The sequence below is a fragment of the Micromonospora sp. PLK6-60 genome, from assembly GCF_019890675.1.
Taxonomy (GTDB): domain Bacteria; phylum Actinomycetota; class Actinomycetes; order Mycobacteriales; family Micromonosporaceae; genus Micromonospora.
In genome coordinates, this window is record NZ_JAIOAA010000006.1 from 112,945 (window position 1) to 134,192 (window position 21,248).

A 21,248-nucleotide genomic window follows, 5' to 3' on the forward strand; every position below is an offset into this window, starting at 1 on the left:
AACCTGGGCGACGAGGTCAGTACATCGAAACATGAACATGGTTTGTGTGGTCGGCGGCCGGACTGCCCCCGCCGCTGTACGCCCGCCAGCCCGTGTTCGGCATCCAGATCTGCCGGTACCAGATCACGTACATCACGCCGAGCCGGCCCGCGTTGCTCTTGAGATACGTGGCCAGGCTGTCCCCGTACGCCTTGTCCCCGCCGCTGGCCGAGACGTTCGCGAAGCCGCCCTTCGCGGCGGCGAAGTCGCAGGCCCGACCCTTGGGATGCTCGCCGCCGCCACCACTGCGGTGACAGGAGACGTAGCGCTGGTAGCCGGCCGACTGGGCCTGCTTGAGCATGTGCAGGGTGCGCGGCGTGATGCAGCCGGAGGTGGTCGGGTCGGACACCGAGCAGGACTCGGACGGCCAGGAGCCGTCCGAGTTGCGGGGCGCGGGCCGGGCGGACGCCGACCCGCCGCCGAACCCGGAGCCGGTGCCGGAGCTGACCTCGGCCAGCGCCCGCTCGGCGTCCCGCTTCCGCTTGGCCAGCACGACGACCTGCTTCTGCTGCTCGCGCACCTCGGCGTCGATGGCCAGCTTGGCGGTCCGGGCCTCGGCCCGCGCCTCGGCCAGCGCCCGCAGCCGCCGGCCGTCCCGCTGCGCCATCACGTCCAGCTCGCCGGCCCGGCGGACGAAGGATTCGGGGGTGGTGCTGTCCAGCAACGCCGCGATCGGGGTCAGCCGCCCCAGCCGGTACGACTGGGCGGCCACCTCGCCGACCTGCGCGGTCAGCTCGACCAGCCGGACCTCGACGGCCTTCAGCCGGCCGGTCAGCGCCTTCTGCCGGCGCTTGGAGTTGTCCAGCCGGGCGGTGGCCTCGATGTGCCCCTTGGCCGCCGCCTCCAGCGCGTCCCGGAGCTTCTTCGAGCCACCCTCGTCGGGCGCGGCCCAGCCGGGCCCGGCGCCCGCGCCGAGCAGCAGGGCCAGGGCGGCGAGCAGGACGATCAGCGGACGGCACAGCCGCCGGGGGAAGCTGATCCTGGGCACGGTGGGTCCTTCCGTCAGGGTCTCAGTGGGCGACCAGCGCCTCGCGGGCCTCGGCCCAGATCTCCTCGCTGGCGGCGACCAGCAGCCCGCGGCCCTCGTCGGCCGGGTGGTAGTCGGCCCCGTCGAACCGGCGGGCCACCCCGCCGGCCTCACGGACCAGCAGCACCCCCGGGGCGTGGTCCCAGGGCAGGGTGCGCCAGAAGAGGACGAACTGTTGCCTGCCGGTGAGCAGGTCGAGGTATTCCCGGCCGGCGCAGTGCTGGCCGGGGAGCAGCTCGCCGATCCGCTCGCCGCCGGTCTCGGCGGCGGCGCGGTCGGCCGGCGGCAGGAACCGGGTCATCGCGGTGCCGCGCAGCGCGCCGACCGGCGGCGCGTCGGCGGCGGCCCGCACCGGCCGACCGTCCAGCCGGGTGCCGTGCCCCGCCCGGGCGGTGGCGAACGTGCCGGCCATGGGGTCGAACACCCAGGCGGCGGCCGGCTCGCCGTCGGTCAGCAGGGCCACCATCAGCGCGAACGGCCGGCGGCCGGCGGCGAAGTTGGCGGTGCCGTCGATCGGGTCGACGAGCCACACGTCGCCGCCGCCGTGCAGGTGCCGCAGCAGCTCCGGATCCTCGGCGACGGCCTCCTCGCCGACCACCACCGAGCCGGGGCGCAACCGGCGCAGCCCGGCGGTGATCAGTTCCTCCGCCTTCCGGTCCGCGACGGTGACCAGCTCGCCGGGGGCCTTCTCGGTGATGTCGGCGTCGTCCAGCTTGCGGAACAGCGGCACCACGACATCGTCGGCGGCCTCCCGCAGCAGGCCGCCGACGTCGTCGATCAGGGTGTCAGCCACGCGGCGGCAGCTTCACCACGCTGACGAAGAACTCGTCGATCTGCCGGACCACCGAGATGAAGCGCTCGAAGTCGACCGGCTTCGTCACGTACGCGTTGGCGTGCAGCTGGTAGCTGCGCAGGATGTCCTCGTCCGCCTGGGAGGTGGTGAGCACCACCACCGGGATCCGGCGCAGCACCTCGTCCTCCTTGATCTCCTCGAGCACCTCCCGGCCGTCCCGCCGGGGCAGGTTGAGGTCGAGCAGGATCAGGTCGGGGGTCACCGCGTCCGCGTAGGGGCCCTCGCGCCGCAGGTAGGCCAGCGCCTCGGCGCCGTCGGAGACGACGGTCAACCGGTTGCGGAGCTTGTGCTCCTCGAACGCCTCCTGGGTCATCAACACGTCGCCCGGATCGTCCTCCACCAGCAGGACCTCGATCGGGCTCTTGCCGTCCGCCGGCGCGGTCATCCCACCCTCTCCTTCATGCCATCCGTTGTACCGCCCCGCGGGTCGGCCTCGCCGTCACCGGCGACCGACACCCCGTCCGTGGTCCGCGCCGGCTGCTCCGGCACGTCCGCGGCGGCCGCGCCGTCCTCGGCGGCCCCGCTATCGGCCGACGCCTCGCCGACCGCCGACCCCTCGCCGACCGCCGCGTCGGCCGCCGGTGCCTCGCCGTTCGCCGCCTCGCCGGCCTCGTCCTGGCCGACGGTGGCCGCCTCGACGTCCTCGGGCCGGGCCGGGATGGTGAACCGGATCGCCGTGCCCTCCGCGACGTCGGTGTCCACCCAGACCCGGCCGCCGTGGTACTCGACGATCTTCTTCACGATCGCCAGGCCGATCCCGGTGCCCGGGTACGCGTCCTTGGAGTGCAGCCGCTGGAAGATCACGAAGATCTTGTCAGCGAACTCCGCCTCGATCCCGATGCCGTTGTCCTGGCAGGTGATCTCCCACTCGTCGCCGACCAGGCGGGCCGAGACGTGCACCTTCGGGACGGTGTCCGGGCGGCGGAACTTCACCGAGTTGCTGACCAGATTGGCCAGCAGGTTGGTCAGCAACGGCTCCTCGCCGCGGATCACCGGCAGCTCGCCCCAGGTCAGCTCCGCGTCGGCGTACTGCCGGGCGGCCTCGGTCTGGCCGGCCACGTCGGCCATCACCTTGTTCAGGTCCACCTCGGTGAACCCGGTGGTGAGCCGGCCGATCCGGGAGAAGGCCAGCAGGTCGTTGATGAGCCGCTGCATCCGCTGCGCGCCGTCGACGGCGAAGGCGATGTACTGGTCGGCCCGCTCGTCCAGCTTCCCCGCGTAGCGGCGCTGCAACAGCTGACAGAAGCTGGCCACCTTGCGCAGCGGCTCCTGGAGGTCGTGCGAGGCCACGTACGCGAACTGCTCCAGGTCACGGTTGGAGCGGGTCAGCTCCTCGGCCTGCTTCTGCAACTGGCTGTTGACCCACTCGATCCGCTCCCGGGCCTCGCGCACCTCGGCCAGGTCGCGGGCGATCTTCTGCCGCATCGCGTCCACGTCGACCGCGAGCCGGCGGAACTCCGGCGGGCCCGAACCGTCGATGTGGTGCTGGTAGTCGCCCTCGGCGACCTCCCGCACCTGAAGGGCCAGCCCGGTCAGCGGCCGGACCACCATCCGCTCCAGCGCCAGCACCAGCGCCGCGCCGGCCAGCACCACCACCACGGCCGCGATGATCAGCAGGATGACCAGCAGGTTGCTGGTCCGCTCGATGTCCCGGGCGCTGCGCTGGCGTTCCCGCAGGATCTCGTCCTGGAGGGTGCCCACCCGGGCCCGTACCTGGTCGAACTGCTGCCGGGCCGGGTCGTTGATCAGCGCCTGCCCGGCGGCGGTGCCGCTGCGCTCGGTGGTGCTGATCACCGGCTCGGCTACCGACCCGCGCCAGGCATCCGCCTGCTGCTCGACGGCGGTCAGCCCGCTGAGCACCTCCGGGTAGTCGGCGCCCAGCGACCGGATCTGGGCCACCGTCTTCCGCTCCTGCTGGACCCCCTTCTCGTACGGGGCCAGGTCGGCCCGGTCGCCGCTGACCGCGTACCCCCGGACGCCGGTCTCCTGGTCCAGCAGCGCGTTGAGCAGTTCCTGCCCCTGCACCCGCAGCGGGCCGGTCTTGGTCAGCACCGCGTCGGTGTGCTGCCGGTTGCGGGCCGCCACGGCCGCCTCGGCCACCGCCAGCCCGATCAGCAGCACGCCCACCACGGTCAACAGCGCGAGCACCCGCCGCCGCAGGGTCCACCCCTGCTGATACGTCTTCACCGGGTGGTCTCCGTTCGCGACTGCGGGGCTCGCAGGACCGGCTCGCTCCTCGCGCTCACCAGGGCAGTCTCCGTTCGCGACTGCGGGGCTCGCAGGACCGGCTCGCTCCTCGCGCTCACCGGCCGCCGCCCCGGTTCACCAGCAGCATGGCCACGTCGTCGGCGAGCGGGCCGCCGTTGATCTGCTCGGCCCGGCCGACCAGCCAGGCGGGCAGGTCGGACAGCGGGACGCTCTGGTTGCCCGGCTCGGCCAGCAGGCCGGCCAGCCCCGGCACGTCCAGCCGCTCGTCGCCGTCGCCCACCCGCCCCTCGATCAGGCCGTCGGTGTACATCAGCAGGGACCAGTCATCGGTGGCGAACTCCAGGTCGAAAGCGACAGGCCGACGGGGCCGTACGCCGAGCAGCAGACCGCTCGGCGCCGGCACCGGCGCGACCTTACCGCCGGAGAGCAACAGCGGTGGGGGGTGGCCCGCCAACCGGACGGTGGCCCGGTTGGCGTCCAGGTCCAGCCGGGTGGTGGCCACGGTGGCGAAGATCTCCCGGAGCCGGCGCTCGCTCATCAGCACCTGCTCCAGCGCCGGCAGCACCTCGTCGTCCGGCACGCCGGCGAGGATCAGCGCCCGCCAGGCGACCCGCAGTTCGACGCCGAGCGCCGCCTCGTCCACCCCGTGCCCGCAGACGTCCCCGACGATCAGGTCCACCCGGTCGGGCCGGGTCTGCACCACGTCGAAGAAGTCGCCGCCGATCAGGGCGGCGTGCCGGCCCGGGCGGTAGAAGGTGTGCACCGCCACCTGGTCGGTGCTCATCAGCGGCTGGGGCAGCAGGCCGCGCTCCAGGCGGGCCGACTCGGCCTGGCGCAGCTCCACCTCGCGCAGCCGCCGGGCGTTCTCGTCGGCCCGCTTGCGCTCGACCGCGTAGCGCAGCGCCCGGGTCAGCAGCACGCCGTCGACCTGACCCTTGACCAGATAGTCCTGGGCGCCCTCGGCCACCGCGACGATGCCGAGGTGCTCGTCGGAGCGGCCGGTCAGCACGCAGACCGCGGCGCCGCTGGCCATCTCCAGCACCTGGCGGAGCCCGTCGAGGCCCTGCGCGTCGGGCAGCCCGAGGTCGAGCAGGACGCAGTCGACGCCCATCACCCGCTGGCGGGCCTCGCTCAGGCTGGTGGCCACCAGCAGGTCGATCATCGAGTTGGTCTCGGCGAGCAGTTCACCGACGAGGAAGGCGTCGCCTTCGTCGTCCTCGACCAGCAGGACCCGGAGCCGGTCACCCGGCGGAACGCTGGTGTGGCGCCCGACGCCGCTGTGCGAAAGCGCCCGGGGCACGACGGGGGAACCGGACAGGCCGGTCCCCCGGGGCGGCCGGGTCACCGCCGCGAGACGCGGGAGTTCGCTGGTGATGTCGGGCTCCTTCCGAGTGCCCTGCTGATCCTGTATTAGACAACGGTCGCACACAACACGACGGTGTCCGGCACCGGCGTTGTGTGAGTCGCCTCGGCCGGCCGACAACAGGTGAGCGAACTCTCCGGCCGCGTCGTTACGGTTCCGCGCCGAAAGCGGACGCCCAGTGCCCGTCCCGCCGGGCGGGAGGCAGGATGATGCCCACCCCGCACCACCCCCTCAAGGAGCAGCCGTGGGCGCACCCCCCACCCGCGCCGCCGACCGGGCGCTGAGCCGCCCGCGCCGGCGGGCACTCGCCGCCGTCGCCGCGCTCGCCGCGCTGCTCGCCGTCGGCGCGACCGTACTGGTCGACCTGAGCACCCCGGCGCCCCGACCGGCCGACGCGCCGCCGTCGGACTTCAGCGCCGGGCGGGCGTACGAAGATGTGCGGGTGATCGGGGCCCGGCCGCACGTCGCCGGCAGCCCCGCCAACGACCAGGTCCGGGCGCACGTCGAGGGGGTGCTGCGCGGCCTGGGCCTGGAGACCGACGTGCAGGACACGGTGGCGGCGGAGGCCGGGCAGCTCAGCGGCGCGGCCGGCGGCGCCACCCTGGCCCGGGTGCGCAACGTGGTGGCCCGGCTGCCCGGCACCGACTCGACCGGCCGGGTGTTCCTGGTCGCGCACTACGACTCGGTGCAGTCCGGGCCCGGCGGCAACGACGACGCCGCCGGCACCGCCACCATCCTGGAGGTGGCCCGGGCGCTGGCCGCCGGGCCGAAACCCCGCAACGACATCGTCTTCGTGCTCACCGACGCCGAGGAGGCGTGCCTCTGCGGCGCTTCGGCGTTCGCGTCCAGCCACCCGCTGGCCACCGACGGCGGCGTGGTGCTCAACCTGGAGGCGCGGGGCAGCACCGGCCCGGTGATCATGTTCGAGACGTCCCGGAACAACGCGGCGCTGGTCGACGTCTTCGGCCGGGCCGCGCCGCACCCGGTGGGCACCTCCTTCGCTGTGGAGATTTATCGGGCGTTGCCCAACGACACCGACTTCACCGCCTTCCTCGACCACCGCTTCGTCGGCCTCAACTCCGCCTACATCGACGGCGGCGCGATCTACCACACCCCGCTGGACACCCCGGCGGTGATGAACCGGGGCAGCCTCCAGATGCACGGCGACAACGCGCTCGGGCTGGCCCGGGAGTTCGGCCGCGTCGACCTGACGGCGCTGCGCGCCGGCCACGACGCCACGTACTTTCCGGTGCCCGGCGGGCTGATCCGCTACCCCGGCTGGCTGACCCTGCCGCTGGCGCTGCTCGCGCTGGTCGCGGTCGGCGCGCTGGGCTGGCTGCTGCGCCGCCGGGGCCGGGCCACCGGCGGCCGGCTCGCCGCCGGCGCCGGGCTCGCGCTGGTGCCGATCCTGCTCGCCCCGCTGGCCGCGCAACTGCTCTGGGCGGCGATCACCACGATCCGGCCCGGCTACGCCGAGCTGCTCGACCCGTACCGGCCGGTCTGGTACCGGCTGGCCGTGGTGGCGCTCGCCGCCGCGATCCTGCTCGCCTGGTACGCGCTGACCCGCCGGTGGGCCGGGCCGGCCGCGCTCGCCTTCGGCGGGCTGCTCTGGCTGGCCCTGTTCGGCGTGCTGCTCGCGGTGCTGGTGCCCGGTGGGGCGTACCTGGCGACCCTGCCGGCCCTGGCCGGCGCGCTGGCCGGCCTGGCCGCGCTCGCCACCCGGCCGGACGGCCCGTGGCCGGTGGTGGCGGTGACCCTGGCCGGCGCGGTGGGCGTGGTGATCCTGCTGCCCACGGTGGTGCTGCTCTTCCCCGCGCTCGGCATGGCGATGGGCGGGGTGGCCGCGCTCTTCGCGGTGCTGCTCGGGCTCGCCGCGCTGCCGGTGCTCGACCTGCTGCACCCCGAGGCCGGCGGGCAGCGCGGCCTGGTCGCGCTGCGGGCCCGCCGGGCCGGCGCGCTGCCGGCCGCCGCCGCCGGGCTCGCCGCCGTGGTGCTCGCCGCGGTCGGCCTGGCCGTCGACCGGTTCGACGCCGCGCACCCGGTGCCCACCCACCTGATGTACGCCCTCGACGCCGGCACCGGCCAGGCGCGCTGGCTCAGCCACGAGGACGACCCGCAGCCCTGGACCGACGGGTACGTCGACGGGCCGGCCTCCGTCGCCGACGACTTCCCCGGCCTGGGCGACGGCGAACTGCGGGCCGGGCCGGCGCAGGCGGCGAACCTGCCCGCGCCGACGCTGGAGACGCTCTCCGACACCCGCGACGGCGACCAGCGGATGCTGCGGGTGCGGGTGACGCCGCAGCGGTCGGTACGGCTGCTCACGCTGCACGTCGACACCACCACCGCCACCGTGAAGGCGGCGACGGTGGCCGGGCGCGACGTGCCGATCAAGGCGCGCGAGGGCCGGTGGGGCTTCGGGATCGTCTTCCACGCCCCGCCGCCGGAGGGCGTCGAGGTCACGCTGACCCTGGCGTCGGCCGCTGAACCGGTGCACCTGCGGGCGATGGACGCCAGCGACGGGCTGGACGCGCTGCCCGGCTTCCGGCCCCGGCCGGCCGACGTCGGCGTGGTCGGCTCGCACAGCTCGGAAATGCTGGCGGTGGCCCGCACGTACGAGTTCTAGAAGTTTTCCGGCGCGGATGTCGAGGGGAGGCCGGCCGGCTTCTACTCCCGGGTGAAGGCTAGTCATGCGACCCGAGGAGAACACGATGAGCAAGGTGACCACCGGCGCGACCATGTCCCTGGACGGCTACATCGCGGACCCGTCGCACGGCGGGTTCGAGCACCTCTTCCAGTGGTACGGCAACGGTGACGTGGAGACGCCGACCGCCCACCCGGAGATGACGTTCCGGACGTCGGCGGCCAGCGCCGCACACCTGCACGCGCTGACCGAGCGGACCGGGGCGCTGGTCGTCGGCCGCACCCTGTTCGACCTGACCAAGGGCTGGGGCGGCCGGCATCCGCTGGACAAGCCGGTGGTCGTGGTGACCCACTCGGTGCCCGACGGCTGGGAGCCCGAGAGTGAGTCGTTCGTGTTCGTCACCGACGGCATCGAACGGGCGATCGCGCGGGCCCATGAGCTGGCCGGCGGCAAGGAGGTCGGGGTCAACGGCGGGACGATCGCGCGGCAGGTGCTGGAGGCGGGGCTGCTGGACGAGGTGCACGTGGACCTGGTGCCGGTGCTGCTCGGGGACGGGATTCCGTTCTTCGCCGGGCTGGGGATCGGGCCGGTGCAGTTGGCGGGGCCGTTCCGGGTGGTCGAGGGGAACGAGGTCACCCACCTGGCGTACCGGGTGCGCCGGTCTGCCTGATCGTGCCGCGCTGTTGCCCCGGCCCCCGGATCACTGCGTGGGCCGGGGCGACGCGCAGCCCGGCCGTCCTGACGAAGATCGATCGTCGGGCCACGGCGTCACCGCGCTTGTCGAGCTGATAGCCGTCGAGCCATACCCATCCGTCGGTTGATCGACGCCTGGAACGGCATGAGCTTGCTGTCGGGGCCCAGGTGGCCGAGCGGCCCACACCGTAGCGTTTCGCCGCCTACCAACTTGATGTCGTAAACGAATCAGCGAGATCGACAAGACCGCCGGCCGGCCTCCGACACCAACTCGCTGACCAGCGAAAACCCGCCGCGGGGCGCGGGCCGTCAATGCGGCCCGCGCCGGCCTGATTCGTTTACGACATCAAGTTGGTAGCGTCCCAGAAGGACCACCGCGCGCCCGGCACCGCACCGCACCGCAGCGTCCGCTTCCGCCCCCCGCGCGCAGACCACTCGACCAGCGCAGGCCGGCGGCCGTTACTTCCAGCGGAAGTGCACGAACAGTCGGCCGAAGTTCTTCGAGTCCTTCTCGACCCGGTGGTAGAGCTGCTTGACGTCCTTCTGGTCGAGGAAGCGCAGCACCTTCTTCTTGAGCTGGCCCGACCCCTTACCCGGGATGATCTCCACGAGGGTGGCCTTCTTCGCCACCGCCTCGTCCATGATCCCGCGCAGCGCGCGGTCGATGTCGTGGCCCTTGTTGTAGATGTCGTGGAGGTCGAGCTTGAGCTTCACCCGTCCATCCTAGGTACGACGAAGGGCAGCCCACCCGGGCTGCCCTTCCCTCGTCGTACGTCAGCGACCGCCGACCTTGCCCTCGACCCGCCGCAGCGCGGTCGCGTAGTCGTCGTTCGTCGAGTACATGGCCGCCGCGATGCGCAGGTGCCGCAGCGCGTCGGTGTGCCGGTTCATCCGCTCCAACGTCCGGCCCAGCACGTGGTGCGCGTAGTGGTCGCTCGGGTCCCGGTCGACCAGCTCGCGCAGCTGCTCCTCGGCCCGGGTGAGCTGGGCCGACTGGAAGTACGCCCGGGCCAGCAGCTGGCGGACCGAGGAGTTGCCGGGCTCGGCCTCGACGATCGGCTCCAGCAGCCGGGCCGCTCCGGTCGGGTCACCCGCCTCGAAGAACATGGTCGCCCGCCGGTACTCCGCCAGCAGATCCATCGCCCTCACCCCCTCGTCTCCCGCCGCCACTCCCCCGACGCTGGCACAACATCAGCAGTACCGCGAGTGTTCCCCGAGACGCTGAGTGCGCGTACCGCCGCAAGTGGGGGTGTCCGCCTGCGCCGGCGTGGGCGGGTCAGCGGGCGGGTCAGCGGGTCGGGTCGTAGCGGTCGCCGACCAGGTCCCAGGCCCGGACGCCACCGACGATCCCGGCCGTATTGGGTACGACCACGACATCGTCGCCCATCCGGGCCAGTTGCTCGGGCCGGATCAGCCGGGAGTTGCCGCCGCCCAGGTAGAGCCGGTCCCAGTGGACCACCGGGCGCAGCCCCTCCACCACCTGCCGGATCCGCCGGGACCAGAACGCGTCGCCCAGGCGCCGGCGTTCCGGCTCCCCGACGTACGTGTCGTAGGTGGTGTTCCAGCGCACGGGTGCGTGCGACAGCTCCAGGTGCGGAGCGATCATCCCGCCGTCGAAGAGTGCGCTGCCCAGCCCGGTGCCCAGGGTCAGCACCAGCTCGCAGCCGGTCCCGGCGACCACCCCGGCGCCGTGCACCTCGGCGTCGTTGAGCACCAGCGCCGGCGCCCCGAACGCCTCGGCGAGCGCGCTGCGGGCGTCGTACCCGGACCACTCGGCGAGCAGCCCGGGGTCGATCTTGCTGCGCGGGCCCGACCGGGTCACGTAGTGCGGCGTCGCGACCACCACGCCGTGCCGGATCATGCCCGGCATGCCGACCGTCACCCGGTCCGCCGCCGGCAGCCGCCCACCCAGCTCCACCAGCGTCTTCACGAACAGCGCCGGCGGCAGCGGGTACGGCGTGGGCACCCGCAGCGGGCGGGCGCGCATGGTGCCGGCGCCGTCCAGCACCGACGCCTTGATCCCGCCACCGCCGCAGTCGATCGCCAGAGTGGTCACCACGGGTGTGAGTCTGCCTCGTGATCGGCGGCGGTGCCGCCGGGTGCGGCGATCGGTCCGTCCAGCAGCCGGGGAAACCCGTCGGCGACGGCGGGGCCCACCGGTAGGCTCGGGCTCCTCATGAGCGCCACGATGATCGTCAAGGACCTCTCCGCCGGGCACGGTGACCGGCTGCTCTTCGCCGACCTGGAGCTGGTGGTCGCCCCGGGTGACGTGGTGGGGCTGGTCGGGATGAACGGCGCGGGCAAGTCGACGCTGCTGCGTACCCTGGCCGGGCTCCAGCCGGTGGAACAGGGCGGCGTCTCGCTCAGCCCGCCCACCGCGACCGTCGGCTACCTGCCCCAGGAGCACGAGCGCCGGCCCGGCGAGACGGTGGCGGACTTCCTGGCCCGGCGCACCGGCGTCGCCGCAGCGCAGGCCGCTCTGGACGCCGCCACCGAGGCGCTCACCGCCGGGATACCGGGCGCCGACGACGCGTACGCCGAGGCGTTGGAGCGCTGGCTCGGCCTGGGCGGCGCGGACCTGGCCGAACGCGCCGAGCAGGTGGCCGCCGAGCTGGGGCTGACCGTGGACCTGGCACACCCGATGACCGCGCTGTCCGGCGGGCAGGCGGCCCGCGCCGGCCTGGCCTCGCTGCTGCTCAGCCGGTACGACGTCTTCCTGCTGGACGAGCCGACGAACGACCTGGACCTGGCCGGGTTGGAGCGGCTGGAACGGTTCGTCACCGGGCTGCGCGCCGGCACCGTGCTGGTCAGCCACGACCGGGAGTTCCTCACCCGCACGGTCAACCGGGTGCTGGAGCTGGACCTGCCGCAGCAGCAGATCCGGCACTACGGCGGCGGCTACGCGGCCTACCTGGCCGAGCGGGAGGTGGCCCGGCGGCACGCCCGGGCCGAGTTCGAGGAGTACGCCGAGACCCGCGCCGACCTGGAGGCCCGGGTGCGCACCCAGCGCGCCTGGATGGAGAAGGGCGTGAAGAACGCCCGGCGCAAGGCCACCGACAACGACAAGATCGGCCGCAAGTTCCGGGCCGAGGCGACCGAGAAGCAGGCGGCGAAGGCCCGGCAGACGGAACGGCTGATCGAGCGGCTGGAGGTGGTCGAGGAGCCGCGCAAGGAGTGGGAGCTGCGGATGGAGATCGCCGCCGCGCCCCGCGCCGGGGCCGTGGTGGCCGCGCTCCGCGACGCCGTCGTACGCCGGGGCGGGTTCACCCTCGGCCCGGTGACCCTCCAGATCGACTGGGCCGACCGGGTGGCGATCACCGGCGCGAACGGCTCCGGCAAGAGCACCCTGCTCGGCGCGCTGCTGGGCCGGCTCCCGCTCGACGCCGGCCAGGCCACGCTGGGCCCCGGCGTGGTGGTCGGCGAGGTCGACCAGGCCCGGGGGCTGTTCCTCGGCGACGAGCCGCTGCTCGACGCGTTCCGGCGGGCCGTACCCGAGCTGTCGCCGGCGGACGCGCGGACGCTGCTGGCCAAGTTCGGCCTGCGCGCGGGGCACGTGCTGCGCCCGGCGGGGACCCTCTCCCCCGGCGAGCGGACCCGGGCGGCGCTGGCCCTGCTCCAGGGGCGCGGGGTCAACCTGCTGGTGCTGGACGAGCCGACCAACCACCTGGACCTGCCGGCCATCGAGCAGCTGGAGTCGGCGCTGGCCGGCTACCGGGGCACCCTGCTGCTGGTCACCCACGACCGGCGGATGCTGGAGGCGGTGCACGTGGACCGGCGGCTGCGGGTGGACGGCGGGCGGATCACCGAAGGCTGATCCGTGCCGGCGGGGCCACCCGGGGTGACAATGACTCCATGCTCAAGTGGGAGTACGCGCTGCTGGTCCGCCGCCGCCAGGCCGCGTCGACCGACATCGGCTGGGAGATCGTCTTCATCTGGTACGGCCCGGACGGCTCGATGGTGGACGTCACGGCGTACGGCGACACCGCGCTGGCCCACCTGAACCGGGCCGGTGACCAGGGCTGGGAGCTGGTGGCGATGAGCGAGGACCCGTCGCTGGCCGGCAGCAGCGAGCTGCACCGGTACCACCTCAAGCGGCCCAAGCCGCCCGCCCCGCAGCCCCGGCAGCGGATGCGCCCCGGCAGCCGCACCACCCGGCGGACGATCGCGGGCTGAACGGCCGCGGATCGCCGCACGTCGCGGTGTCGGCAGCCAGCGAAGGCGCGAATCGCCGCAAGTCGCGGCAGCGGCAGCGGGCAAAGGCGCGAATTGCCGCAAGTCGCGGCGTCGGCAGCCGGCGAAGGCGCGAATCGCCGCACGTCGCGGTGCCCGCAGCGGGCGAAGGCGCGAATTGCCGCACGTCGCGGTGCCCGCAGCGGGCGAAGGCGCGAATCGCCGCAAGTTGCGGTGCCCGCAGCGGGTGGGCGGGTGGCATATCGGGCGAGGATGCGGGTAACGGGCGGCGGGAGGTGGCCCGGATGGTCGCGATGGCACCGCACCCGCCCTCGGTCGAACGGCTGCGGGCGGTGGACGGCTTTCTCACCGACGCCTGGGCCGAGCAGCTCCGGCATGACGAGCGGCTGCGCGGGACCGGGGTCGAGGTGCGGTTCGACCGTGGGGTCGCGCACCTGACCGGCGAGGCCGCCGACCCGGCCGAGCTGCGCCGGGTCCGCGAGCTGGTGGGCCGGCTCGCCGGGGTGTACGGGGTCTGGTGCCGGGTCCGGGTCGCCGGCCGGGACCCGGTGGTGGTGGACCTGGGCTGCGGCGGGCAGAAGCAGTGGCCGGGCAACCTGGGGCTGGATATCTTCCCGGCGCCCGGCGTGGACGCGGTCGCCGACCTGTCCGGCTCGCTGCCGCTGGCCGACGACTCGGTGGACGTGCTCTTCGCGGTGCACATCCTGGAGCACCTGCTCGACTTCCTGCCGCTGGTGGACGAGTGTCACCGGGTGCTCCGGCCGGGCGGGGTGCTGCACGTGATGAGCCCCTGGTGGCGGCACGTCAACGCGGTGGCCGACCCGACCCACGTCCGCTTCCTGGACGTGCAGACGATCAAGGGCATCTGCGTCCAGCGCCCACCCGGCACCCCCCGCTGGCATCCCCTGCACGCCGCCTGCGACGGCGCCAGCATCTTCGCCGACCTCACCCCCCTAACCCCCCAGGACCCACCCCCCACCCCCACCCACCTCTCCCGCTTCTTCGACTAACCCACCCCCCCACCCACCCCCACCCCCCCCTCGAACCGTTGATCATGAAGTTTGCGTCATGACACGCCCGGCAGTACGACGCAAACTTCATGATCGACGCGCGGTCCCCCGGGCGGGGGCGGGGGAGGCCAAGGGGGGTGGGGTGGGGTTAGGGGGTGGTGGATTCGCGGGGGATTAGGTGGTGGGGGGCGGTCAGTTCCTGGGGTGGGGCGTCCGGGTTTCCCGTTAGGCGGTTGGCCAGGAGGTCTACGGCCAGGTGGGCGATGCGTTCCTTGTCGGGGGCGATGGTGGTGAGGGTGGGCACGGAGAAGCGGCCGTCCTCGATGTCGTCGAAGCCGGCCACCGCCACGTCCTCGGGCACCCGCAGGCCGGCCTCGTGCAGCGCGCGCAGGGCGCCCAGGGCGAGGGTGTCGTTGAAGCAGAAGACGGCGTCGGGGCGTACGCCGGAGGTCAGCAGGTGGCGGATGGCGGCCGCGCCGTCCGCGCGGTGCCAGGCCGGCGCGGGCGCCACCAGCCGTTCGTCGTACTCGATGCCGGCCTCGGCCAGCGCGGCGGCGTAGCCGGCCAGGCGCAGCCGGGCGCTGGCCCCCTCCGGGGTGCGCTGGGCGCCGATCGCGGCGACCCGGCGCCGGTCCAGCCCGAGCAGGTGGGTAGTGACGGCGTGGGCGGCGGCCACGTTGTCGATCGCCACGTGGTCGGCGGGGCCGTGGTCGATCCGCTCGCCGAGCAGCACCATCGGGATGCCGGCCAGGCCGGCGAGGTCGTCGGCGGTCAGCGCCAGCGGGCTGAGGATCAGGCCGTCGATCAGGTGGTCGCCGATCCCGCCGGCCACCTTCCGCTCCTGCTCCGGGCCGCCGCCGGTCTGGTCGATCAGGACCGTCCAGCCGTGCTCGGCGGCGGCGGTGACCACGTGCCGGGCCAGCTCGGCGAAGTACGGGATGTCCAGTTCCGGGACGGCCAGCGCGATGATCCCGGTGCGACCCTTGCGCAGGTTGCGGGCGGAGAGGTTGGGCCGGTAGTTGAGCTCGGCGATGGCCTCCTCGACCCGGGCCCGGGTGTCCGGCCGGACGTGCAGGTAGCCGTTCACCACGTTGGAGACCGTCTTGACCGAGACCCCGGCCCGCTCGGCCACGTCCTTGAGTCTGTGTCGCACGGCGCTCGTCCCCTCTGCGGCTTCCAGCCCAGGACTCTATCGTGTAACAGGGCCTTTACAACGTTGCTTACAACGTTGTAGAAACCTGGCGTACGGGTGATCGCAGTCACCCGGCACAGGTGAGGAAAGGTGGCACCCCTTGCACGTCGCTCAGCTGACCATCGACCCGGCCTTCGCGATCGGCGCCGCCGACCGCCGGCTCTTCGGCTCCTTCGTCGAGCACATGGGGCGCTGCGTCTACGGCGGTGTCTACGAGCCCGGCCACCCGGCGGCCGACCCGCTCGGCCTGCGCCGTGACGTGCTCGACCTGACCCGCGAGCTGGGCGTCTCCGTGGTCCGTTACCCCGGCGGCAACTTCGTCTCCGGCTACCGGTGGGAGGACGGGGTGGGCCCGGTCGGTGACCGCCCGCGCCGGCTCGACCTGGCCTGGAAGACGATCGAGACCAACGCGTTCGGGCTGAACGAGTTCATGACCTGGGCGGCCGAGGCCGACGTCGAGCCGATGATGGCGGTCAACCTCGGCACCCGCGGCGTCCAGGAGGCGTGCGACCTGCTGGAATACGCCAACCACCCGGGCGGCACCCAGCTGTCCGACCTGCGCCGCAAGCACGGCGCCGAGCAGCCGTACGGGGTGCGGCTCTGGTGCCTCGGCAACGAGCTGGACGGCCCGTGGCAGGTGGGGCACAAGACCGCCGACGAGTACGGCCGGCTCGCCGCCGAGACGGCCCGGGCGATGAAGCTGGTCGACCCGTCGATCAGCCTGGTCGCCTGCGGCAGCTCCAACCGGCAGATGCCCACCTTCGCCTCCTGGGAGGCGACGGTGCTGGAGCACACCTACGAACACGTCGACTACATCTCCGCGCACACCTACTACGACCCGTCCGACGGCGACCGGGCCAGCGTCCTGGCCTCGGCCGTCGACATGGACCACTTCATCACCGAGGTGGTCGCCACCGCCGACCACGTGGCCGCCAGACAGCGGCAGACCCGCAAGCTGAAGATCTCCTTCGACGAGTGGAACGTCTGGTACCAGTCCCGCCTCCAGCAGGACCTGGACCGGCGCGGCTGGGTCGAGGCCCCGGCGCTGATCGAGGACAACTTCACCGCGGTCGACGCGGTGGTGGTCGGCGACCTGCTGATCACCCTGCTCCGGCACGCCGACCGGGTGGGCGTGGCCTGCCAGGCGCAACTGGCCAACGTGATCGCCCCGATCCGGACCCGCACCGGCGGGCCGGCCTGGCGGCAGAGCATCTTCCACCCGTTCGCCCTGACCGCCCGGTACGCCCGCGGCACGGTGCTGCGCACCGAGCCGGTCTGCCCCGACTACGAGACCAAGCGGTACGGCGCCGTCCCGGTGCTGGACACCGTCGCCGTGCACGACGAGGAGGCCGGCGAGCTGACCGTCTTCGCGGTCAACCGGGGGGCCGAAGCCCTGCCGCTCGACCTCGATCTGCGCGGGCTGCCGGGCCTGCGCGGCCTGGAACACCTCACCCTCGCCGCCGGCGACGACCCCGAAGCGATCAACACCGAGGCGGAGCCCGACCGGGTGACGCCGCGGACCCTACCCACCCCCGCCTCCGACGCCGGCCGGTGCTCCGTGCGCCTGCCCGCGGTCTCCTGGAACGTGCTGCGCTTTACCACCCGGCCCTGACCAGGGAAAATCCTGCCCCGTCCCCCAAGGAGAGACCCCATGATCCAGAACGAATTGAGCCGGCGGCGCCTGCTCGGCCTCGGCGTCGGTCTCGGCGCGGCCGCCTCGTTGACCCTCGCCGGGTGCGGCGGTGGCAGCGCCACCACCTCGGGCGGCGCCGCGGGCAACGGTGGCAAGGAGTACACCGGGCCGAAGGTGGACCTGAAGCTGTGGAACGGCTTCACCGGCGGCGACGGCGACATCTTCAAGAAGCTGGTGCAGCAGTTCAACACCGAGCACCAGAACATCGCCGTGGCGGTCACCACGTACCAGTGGGAGGACTACTACAGCAAGCTGCCGGGCGCGGTCTCCAGCGGCAACGGGCCGGACATCGCCGTGATGCACATGGACCAGCTGGCCACCTTCGCCGCCCGTGGCGTGATCAACGAGCTGGACGACGTCGCCAAGACGCTGGAGCTCAACGAGGGCGACTTCGCCCCGACCGTCTGGAAGGGCGGGCTCTACAACGACAAGCGGTACGGCATCCCGCTGGACATGCACCCGCTGGGCTTCTACTACAACAAGGCGGTCATGCAGAAGGCCGGCCTCGACCCGGAGAAGCCGCCGACCACCAAGGACGACTTCACCGCCGCGCTGGCCGAGCTGAAGAAGGCCGGCGTGCCGGGCTTCTGGGTCAGCCCCTTCCAGTTCACCGGCGGCATGACCTTCTATTCGCTGCTGCACCAGTGGGGCGGCACGCTCTTCGACGGCGAGGTGCAGAAGGCCACCTTCAACTCGGACCCGGCGGTCGAGGCGTGCACCTTCCTGGTCGACATGATCAAGCAGGGCTACTCCCCGGCCAACGTCGGCCAGGACGCCGACTACCTGGCGCTCAAGGCCGGCAAGAACGCGTTCAACTTCAACGGCATCTGGCAGATCAACGACATCGCCAAGGACCCGAACGCGCAGATCGGCGTCGCCGAGCTGCCCCAGCTCGGCACGCAGAAGGCCGCCTGGGCCAACTCGCACAACTTCACCATCGTCAAGCAGCGGGGCGCCGACAACAACAAGATCTCCGGGGCGAAGGTCTTCATCAACTGGCTCAGCGAGCACTCGCTGGACTGGGCCAAGGGCGGCCAGATCCCGGCCCGCAAGGAGGTCCGGGAGAGCGCCGACTTCAAGGCCATCCCGAACGTCGCCACGCTGGCCCCGGAGCTGGACTACGCGGCGTTCCCGCCGGCCGCGCCCGGGCTCGGCGAGGTCATCCTGACCTTCTACAACGCCTTCAACGAGGCGGCGCTGAACAAGAAGTCGCCGAAGCAGGCCCTCGACGACGGCGTCGCCAAGGCCAACAAGCAGCTCGAGGACAACCGCAAGAAGTACGGGAACTGATTCCCCGTGGCGGACGTGATCGAGGTCGGGGCGGCGCGCGAGGACGCGTCGCCCCCGGCGGGCGGGAAGAGCCGCCGGGGCGTGACGCAGCCGGGCAACCGCGCGACCCCGTACCTCTTCCTCGCGCCGTACCTCCTGCTCTTCCTCACCTTCGGCCTGCTGCCGATCCTCTTCGGCCTGTGGCTGAGCGTGCACCAGTGGGACCTGCAACTGCCCAACCGGCCCTTCGTCGGGCTGGACAACTACCAGGATCTGTTCGACAGCGAGTCGGCGATCTACGGCGACTGGTGGTCGAGCGTGCGGGCCACCGCCATCTTCACCGTCTTCTCGGTGCCGCTGCTGGTGGTCATCCCGCTGGGGCTGGCGCTGCTGCTGAACCGGTCGTTCCCGGGCCGTACGTTCTTCCGGGCGGTGTACTTCGCCCCGTACGTGCTCGGGGTGGCGGTCATCGGCCTGCTCTGGCGGTTCCTGCTCGACGCCAATCTGGGCCTGGTCAACCGGCTGCTCGGCGCGGTGGGGCTGCCCGCGGACACCCCCTGGGTGACCGACGTGCCGTGGGCCTGGGTGTCGCTGGTCGGGGTGACCGTCTGGTGGACCTCCGGCTTCAACGCGGTGATCTACCTGGCCGGCCTGCAGGACATCTCGCCGGAGCTGTACGAGGCTGCGCGGGTCGACGGGGCCAACGCCTGGGACCGGTTCCGCAACGTCACCCTGCCGGGCCTGCGCCCGGTCATGCTCTTCGTGCTGACCACCACGATCCTCGCCTCGGCGAACGTCTTCGGGCAGTCCTTCCTCATCACCCAGGGCGCACCGGGTGAGGAGACCAGGACGGTGGTCTGGCGGATCGTCGACGAGGGCCTGCGGGACAACGACGCCGGTCGGGCGGCCGCGATGAGCATCGTCTTCGCGCTGGCGCTCACCGTGATCAGCCTGGTGAACTTCCGGTTCTTCCGGTACCGGGAAGACTGAGGAGGGGCCCGTGACGACTCTGCACCGATCCGCGCGCTACGCGGTCCTGGTGATCCTGACCCTGATCTTCCTGACCCCGCTGGTCTGGATGGTCATCACCTCGGTGAAGACCTACAACGACGCGCAGCAGATCCCGCCGGGCTTCCTGCCGAATCCGTTCTCCACCTACGGGTACGAGCAGATCCTCGGCAACACCGCCAACCCGGTGCTGCGCTGGTTCGTCAACAGCATGCTGGCCGCCACGCTGCACGCGCTGCTGGTGCTGGTGACCGCCGCGATGGCCGCGTACGCGCTGGCCCGGTTGCGCTTCCGCGGCCGGGGGATCGGCTTCGCGCTGATCGTGGGCACGCTGTTCATCCCGCCGACCTCGCTGATCATCCCGAACTTCGTGATCGCCGACCGGCTCGGCTGGCTGGACACCCTGATCGTGGTGATCGTGCCCGGCGCGGCCAGCGCGTTCGGGGTGTTCTTCCTGCGGCAGTTCTTCCTCTCCATCCCGGCCGAGTTGGAGGAGGCCGCGGTGCTGGACGGCGCGAACCACTGGCAGATCTTCACCCGGGTACTGCTGCCGCTCTCCAAACCGGCGCTGGCCACCCTCGCGGTGCTGTCGTTCCTGACCAACTGGAACGACTTCCTCTGGCCGATCTACGTGCTGTTCAGCCCGGAGCGGCTGACCCTGCCGCCGGGGCTGGGCCTGCTCCAGGGCGCCTACGTCACCGACTATCCGGTGATCATGGCGGGGGCGGTGCTGGCCAGCGTGCCGGTGCTGATCCTCTTCGTGGCGGCCCAACGGCACATCATCCAGGGTGTCTCGCGCAGCGGCCTGAAGGGATGACCGTCCGTCGACGCGCGGCGGCGGCCGTCGCCGGCGCGCTGCTGGTCGCCGGTTGCGGTGCCGGACCAGACCCATCGAGTACGCAGGAGGACGCCCGGATGTTCACCAACCCGGTGGTACGCGCCGACGCGCCGGACCCGTTCGTGCTGCGCTCCGGCGGCGGGTGGTGGATGTTTCACACCAACAGCGGCGGCCGGAACGTGCCGGTCCGGCGCTCCGCCGACCTGGTCGACTGGTCCGAGCCGGAGGAGGCCCTGCCTGAGCTGCCCGACTGGGCGGACGCCGGCAAGACCTGGGCGCCGGAGTCGATCGAGCTGGCACCGGACCGGTTCGTGCTCTACTACACGGTCGCCGGCCGGGAGTCCGGGCGGCAGTGCGTGGGCCGGGCGGTGGCCGCCGGCCCGCAGGGTCCGTACCGGGACGACTCGGCCGAGCCGTTCATCTGCCAGGCGGAGCTGGGTGGGGCGATCGACGCCAGCCCGTTCCGGGACACCGACGGCAGCCTGTGGCTGCTGTGGAAGAACGACGGCAACGCCATCGGGGTGGACACCTGGTTGTGGTCGCAGCGGCTCTCCCCGGACGGCCTGCGGCTGCTGGGCGAGCCGACGAAGCTGCTGAAGCAGACCGAGGCGTGGGAGGGCACCCTGATCGAGGGTCCGTTCTTCCACCGGCGGGACGGAAAGCTCTACCTCTTCTTCGCCGCCAACGCCTACGACAAGGAGACGTACGCCGAGGGTTATGCGATCTGCGACGGCCCCACCGGCCCGTGCCGCAAGGCGCCGGAGAACCCGATCCTGAAGACGAACGAGGTCGCCTCCGGCCCCGGCCACGCCTCGATGGTGACGGCCGGCGACCGGACCTGGCTGGTCTACCACGCCTGGACGCCCGGCCAGGAGGGCGCCACGGACCCGGGCCGCCAGGTGTGGCTGGACGAGGTCGTCTGGGCCGACGACAAGCCGTCCGTCAAGGGCCCCACCGGCACGCCCCAACCCCGCCCCTGACACCACCGGCCGAGATACCGCCGGCCGGCCGCCGCCGATCCGCCGCCGATCCGCCGCGTGCGGGGCTCGGCGGCGGCCGGGGGGCTCGGCGGGCGGCCGGGTGCGGGGCTCGGCGCCGGTCGGGTGCGGGGCTCGGCGGGCGGTCGGGTCGCTGCCGACCGCCGGCCGGTGCCCGCAGCTCCGCGACACCGGCCCTCACCCAGCCACCGATCGATACGGAGCGTGATCACCCCTGCCCATCAC

At 72.8% G+C, this 21,248-nt stretch carries 18 protein-coding genes and 1 pseudogene; 10 read left to right on the plus strand and 9 right to left on the minus strand.

All coding sequences use genetic code 11. The features are described 5' to 3' along the window. Nucleotides 1–16: 16 nt before the first annotated feature. The 5 genes from K7640_RS13910 to K7640_RS13930 all read right to left on the minus strand — a co-directional run bounded on the left by K7640_RS13910 (nt 17) and on the right by K7640_RS13930 (nt 5,427). Complete coding sequence (locus K7640_RS13910) at nt 17–1,027, minus strand: hypothetical protein (RefSeq protein ID WP_374198085.1); 1,011 nt, start codon at nt 1,025–1,027, stop codon at nt 17–19. Between the two features lie 22 nt (nt 1,028–1,049). Beyond that, entirely contained in the window at nt 1,050–1,859 is an 810-nt protein-coding gene (locus K7640_RS13915) for an inositol monophosphatase family protein (RefSeq protein ID WP_222955230.1), read from the minus strand. Next, nucleotides 1,852–2,304 (minus strand): response regulator, encoded by a 453-nt coding sequence (locus K7640_RS13920; RefSeq protein ID WP_222955231.1) that lies wholly within the window; start codon nt 2,302–2,304, stop codon nt 1,852–1,854. The genes K7640_RS13915 and K7640_RS13920 overlap by 8 nt, the downstream gene beginning before the upstream one ends. Further along, nucleotides 2,301–4,106, minus strand: coding sequence for an ATP-binding protein (locus K7640_RS13925; protein ID WP_222955232.1), 1,806 nt, complete (start codon nt 4,104–4,106; stop codon nt 2,301–2,303). The genes K7640_RS13920 and K7640_RS13925 overlap by 4 nt, the downstream gene beginning before the upstream one ends. A gap of 115 nt (nt 4,107–4,221) precedes the next feature. After that, complete coding sequence (locus K7640_RS13930; RefSeq protein ID WP_222955233.1) at nt 4,222–5,427, minus strand: PP2C family protein-serine/threonine phosphatase; 1,206 nt, start codon at nt 5,425–5,427, stop codon at nt 4,222–4,224. A gap of 307 nt (nt 5,428–5,734) precedes the next feature. On the opposite strand from K7640_RS13930, the gene K7640_RS13935 reads away from it, so the two are divergent. Together K7640_RS13935 and K7640_RS13940 are read left to right on the plus strand one after the other, a co-directional pair. Further along, complete coding sequence (locus K7640_RS13935) at nt 5,735–8,113, plus strand: M28 family peptidase (protein ID WP_222955234.1); 2,379 nt, start codon at nt 5,735–5,737, stop codon at nt 8,111–8,113. 85 nt (nt 8,114–8,198) lie between these two features. Next, nucleotides 8,199–8,801 (plus strand): dihydrofolate reductase family protein, encoded by a 603-nt coding sequence (locus tag K7640_RS13940; RefSeq protein WP_222955235.1) that lies wholly within the window; start codon nt 8,199–8,201, stop codon nt 8,799–8,801. 482 nt (nt 8,802–9,283) lie between these two features. On the opposite strand, the gene K7640_RS13945 is transcribed toward K7640_RS13940, so the two are convergent. The 3 genes from K7640_RS13945 to K7640_RS13955 form a co-directional block, all read right to left on the minus strand. Then, on the minus strand, nt 9,284–9,538 hold the full coding sequence (locus K7640_RS13945; RefSeq protein WP_120680521.1) for a Smr/MutS family protein: 255 nt from the start codon (nt 9,536–9,538) through the stop codon (nt 9,284–9,286). A gap of 60 nt (nt 9,539–9,598) precedes the next feature. Continuing rightward, the gene (locus tag K7640_RS13950) at nt 9,599–9,964 is read right to left on the minus strand and encodes a M48 family metallopeptidase (protein ID WP_222955236.1); all 366 of its coding nucleotides are present in this window, start codon (nt 9,962–9,964) and stop codon (nt 9,599–9,601) included. A gap of 148 nt (nt 9,965–10,112) precedes the next feature. Beyond that, nucleotides 10,113–10,883 carry an ROK family protein gene (locus tag K7640_RS13955; RefSeq protein WP_222955237.1) on the minus strand — a complete coding sequence of 257 codons (771 nt, stop codon included), beginning with the start codon at nt 10,881–10,883 and terminating at the stop codon, nt 10,113–10,115. A 117-nt stretch (nt 10,884–11,000) separates the two neighbouring features. Here K7640_RS13955 and K7640_RS13960 point away from each other — a divergent pair, with 117 nt between their 5' ends. From K7640_RS13960 to K7640_RS13970, 3 genes and pseudogenes are all read left to right on the plus strand, one after another. Next, nucleotides 11,001–12,638, plus strand: a complete 1,638-nt coding sequence (locus K7640_RS13960) for an ABC-F family ATP-binding cassette domain-containing protein (protein WP_222955238.1) — start codon at nt 11,001–11,003, stop codon at nt 12,636–12,638. A 38-nt stretch (nt 12,639–12,676) separates the two neighbouring features. Continuing rightward, nucleotides 12,677–12,922, plus strand: a pseudogene (locus tag K7640_RS13965) (hypothetical protein); the annotation flags it as partial. Between the two features lie 377 nt (nt 12,923–13,299). Continuing rightward, nucleotides 13,300–14,025, plus strand: a complete 726-nt coding sequence (locus K7640_RS13970) for a methyltransferase domain-containing protein (RefSeq protein ID WP_222955240.1) — start codon at nt 13,300–13,302, stop codon at nt 14,023–14,025. Nucleotides 14,026–14,173: 148 nt separating this feature from the next. Here K7640_RS13970 and K7640_RS13975 read toward each other — a convergent pair whose 3' ends face one another. Next, the gene (locus tag K7640_RS13975; protein WP_222955241.1) at nt 14,174–15,178 is read right to left on the minus strand and encodes a LacI family DNA-binding transcriptional regulator; all 1,005 of its coding nucleotides are present in this window, start codon (nt 15,176–15,178) and stop codon (nt 14,174–14,176) included. Between the two features lie 139 nt (nt 15,179–15,317). Between K7640_RS13975 and K7640_RS13980 the strand changes: the two genes are divergently transcribed. The 5 genes from K7640_RS13980 to K7640_RS14000 are packed head-to-tail and all read left to right on the plus strand — an operon-like array spanning nt 15,318 to nt 21,005. Beyond that, nucleotides 15,318–16,829, plus strand: coding sequence for an alpha-N-arabinofuranosidase (locus K7640_RS13980; protein WP_222955242.1), 1,512 nt, complete (start codon nt 15,318–15,320; stop codon nt 16,827–16,829). Between the two features lie 39 nt (nt 16,830–16,868). Next, nucleotides 16,869–18,200, plus strand: coding sequence for an ABC transporter substrate-binding protein (locus K7640_RS13985; RefSeq protein WP_222955243.1), 1,332 nt, complete (start codon nt 16,869–16,871; stop codon nt 18,198–18,200). A 6-nt stretch (nt 18,201–18,206) separates the two neighbouring features. After that, a complete protein-coding gene (locus K7640_RS30815) occupies nt 18,207–19,169 on the plus strand; it encodes a carbohydrate ABC transporter permease (RefSeq protein WP_222955244.1) in 963 nt (320 codons plus the stop codon). Nucleotides 19,170–19,179: 10 nt separating this feature from the next. Beyond that, on the plus strand, nt 19,180–20,004 hold the full coding sequence (locus K7640_RS13995; RefSeq protein WP_308042552.1) for a carbohydrate ABC transporter permease: 825 nt from the start codon (nt 19,180–19,182) through the stop codon (nt 20,002–20,004). Then, nucleotides 20,001–21,005, plus strand: a complete 1,005-nt coding sequence (locus K7640_RS14000) for a glycoside hydrolase family 43 protein (RefSeq protein WP_222955245.1) — start codon at nt 20,001–20,003, stop codon at nt 21,003–21,005. The genes K7640_RS13995 and K7640_RS14000 overlap by 4 nt, the downstream gene beginning before the upstream one ends. The last annotated feature ends 243 nt before the right edge of the window (nt 21,006–21,248 follow it).

Bases quoted from the DNA above. Each gene is read 5' to 3' on its own strand.
- K7640_RS13920 (WP_222955231.1), bottom strand. From the start codon at position 2,304: ATGACCGCGCCGGCGGACGGCAAGAGCCCGATCGAGGTCCTGCTGGTG.
- K7640_RS13940 (WP_222955235.1), top strand. From the start codon at position 8,199: ATGAGCAAGGTGACCACCGGCGCGACCATGTCCCTGGACGGCTACATC.
- K7640_RS13950 (WP_222955236.1), bottom strand. From the start codon at position 9,964: ATGGATCTGCTGGCGGAGTACCGGCGGGCGACCATGTTCTTCGAGGCG.
- K7640_RS13960 (WP_222955238.1), top strand. From the start codon at position 11,001: ATGAGCGCCACGATGATCGTCAAGGACCTCTCCGCCGGGCACGGTGAC.
- K7640_RS13970 (WP_222955240.1), top strand. From the start codon at position 13,300: ATGGTCGCGATGGCACCGCACCCGCCCTCGGTCGAACGGCTGCGGGCG.
- K7640_RS13985 (WP_222955243.1), top strand. From the start codon at position 16,869: ATGATCCAGAACGAATTGAGCCGGCGGCGCCTGCTCGGCCTCGGCGTC.
- K7640_RS14000 (WP_222955245.1), top strand. From the start codon at position 20,001: ATGACCGTCCGTCGACGCGCGGCGGCGGCCGTCGCCGGCGCGCTGCTG.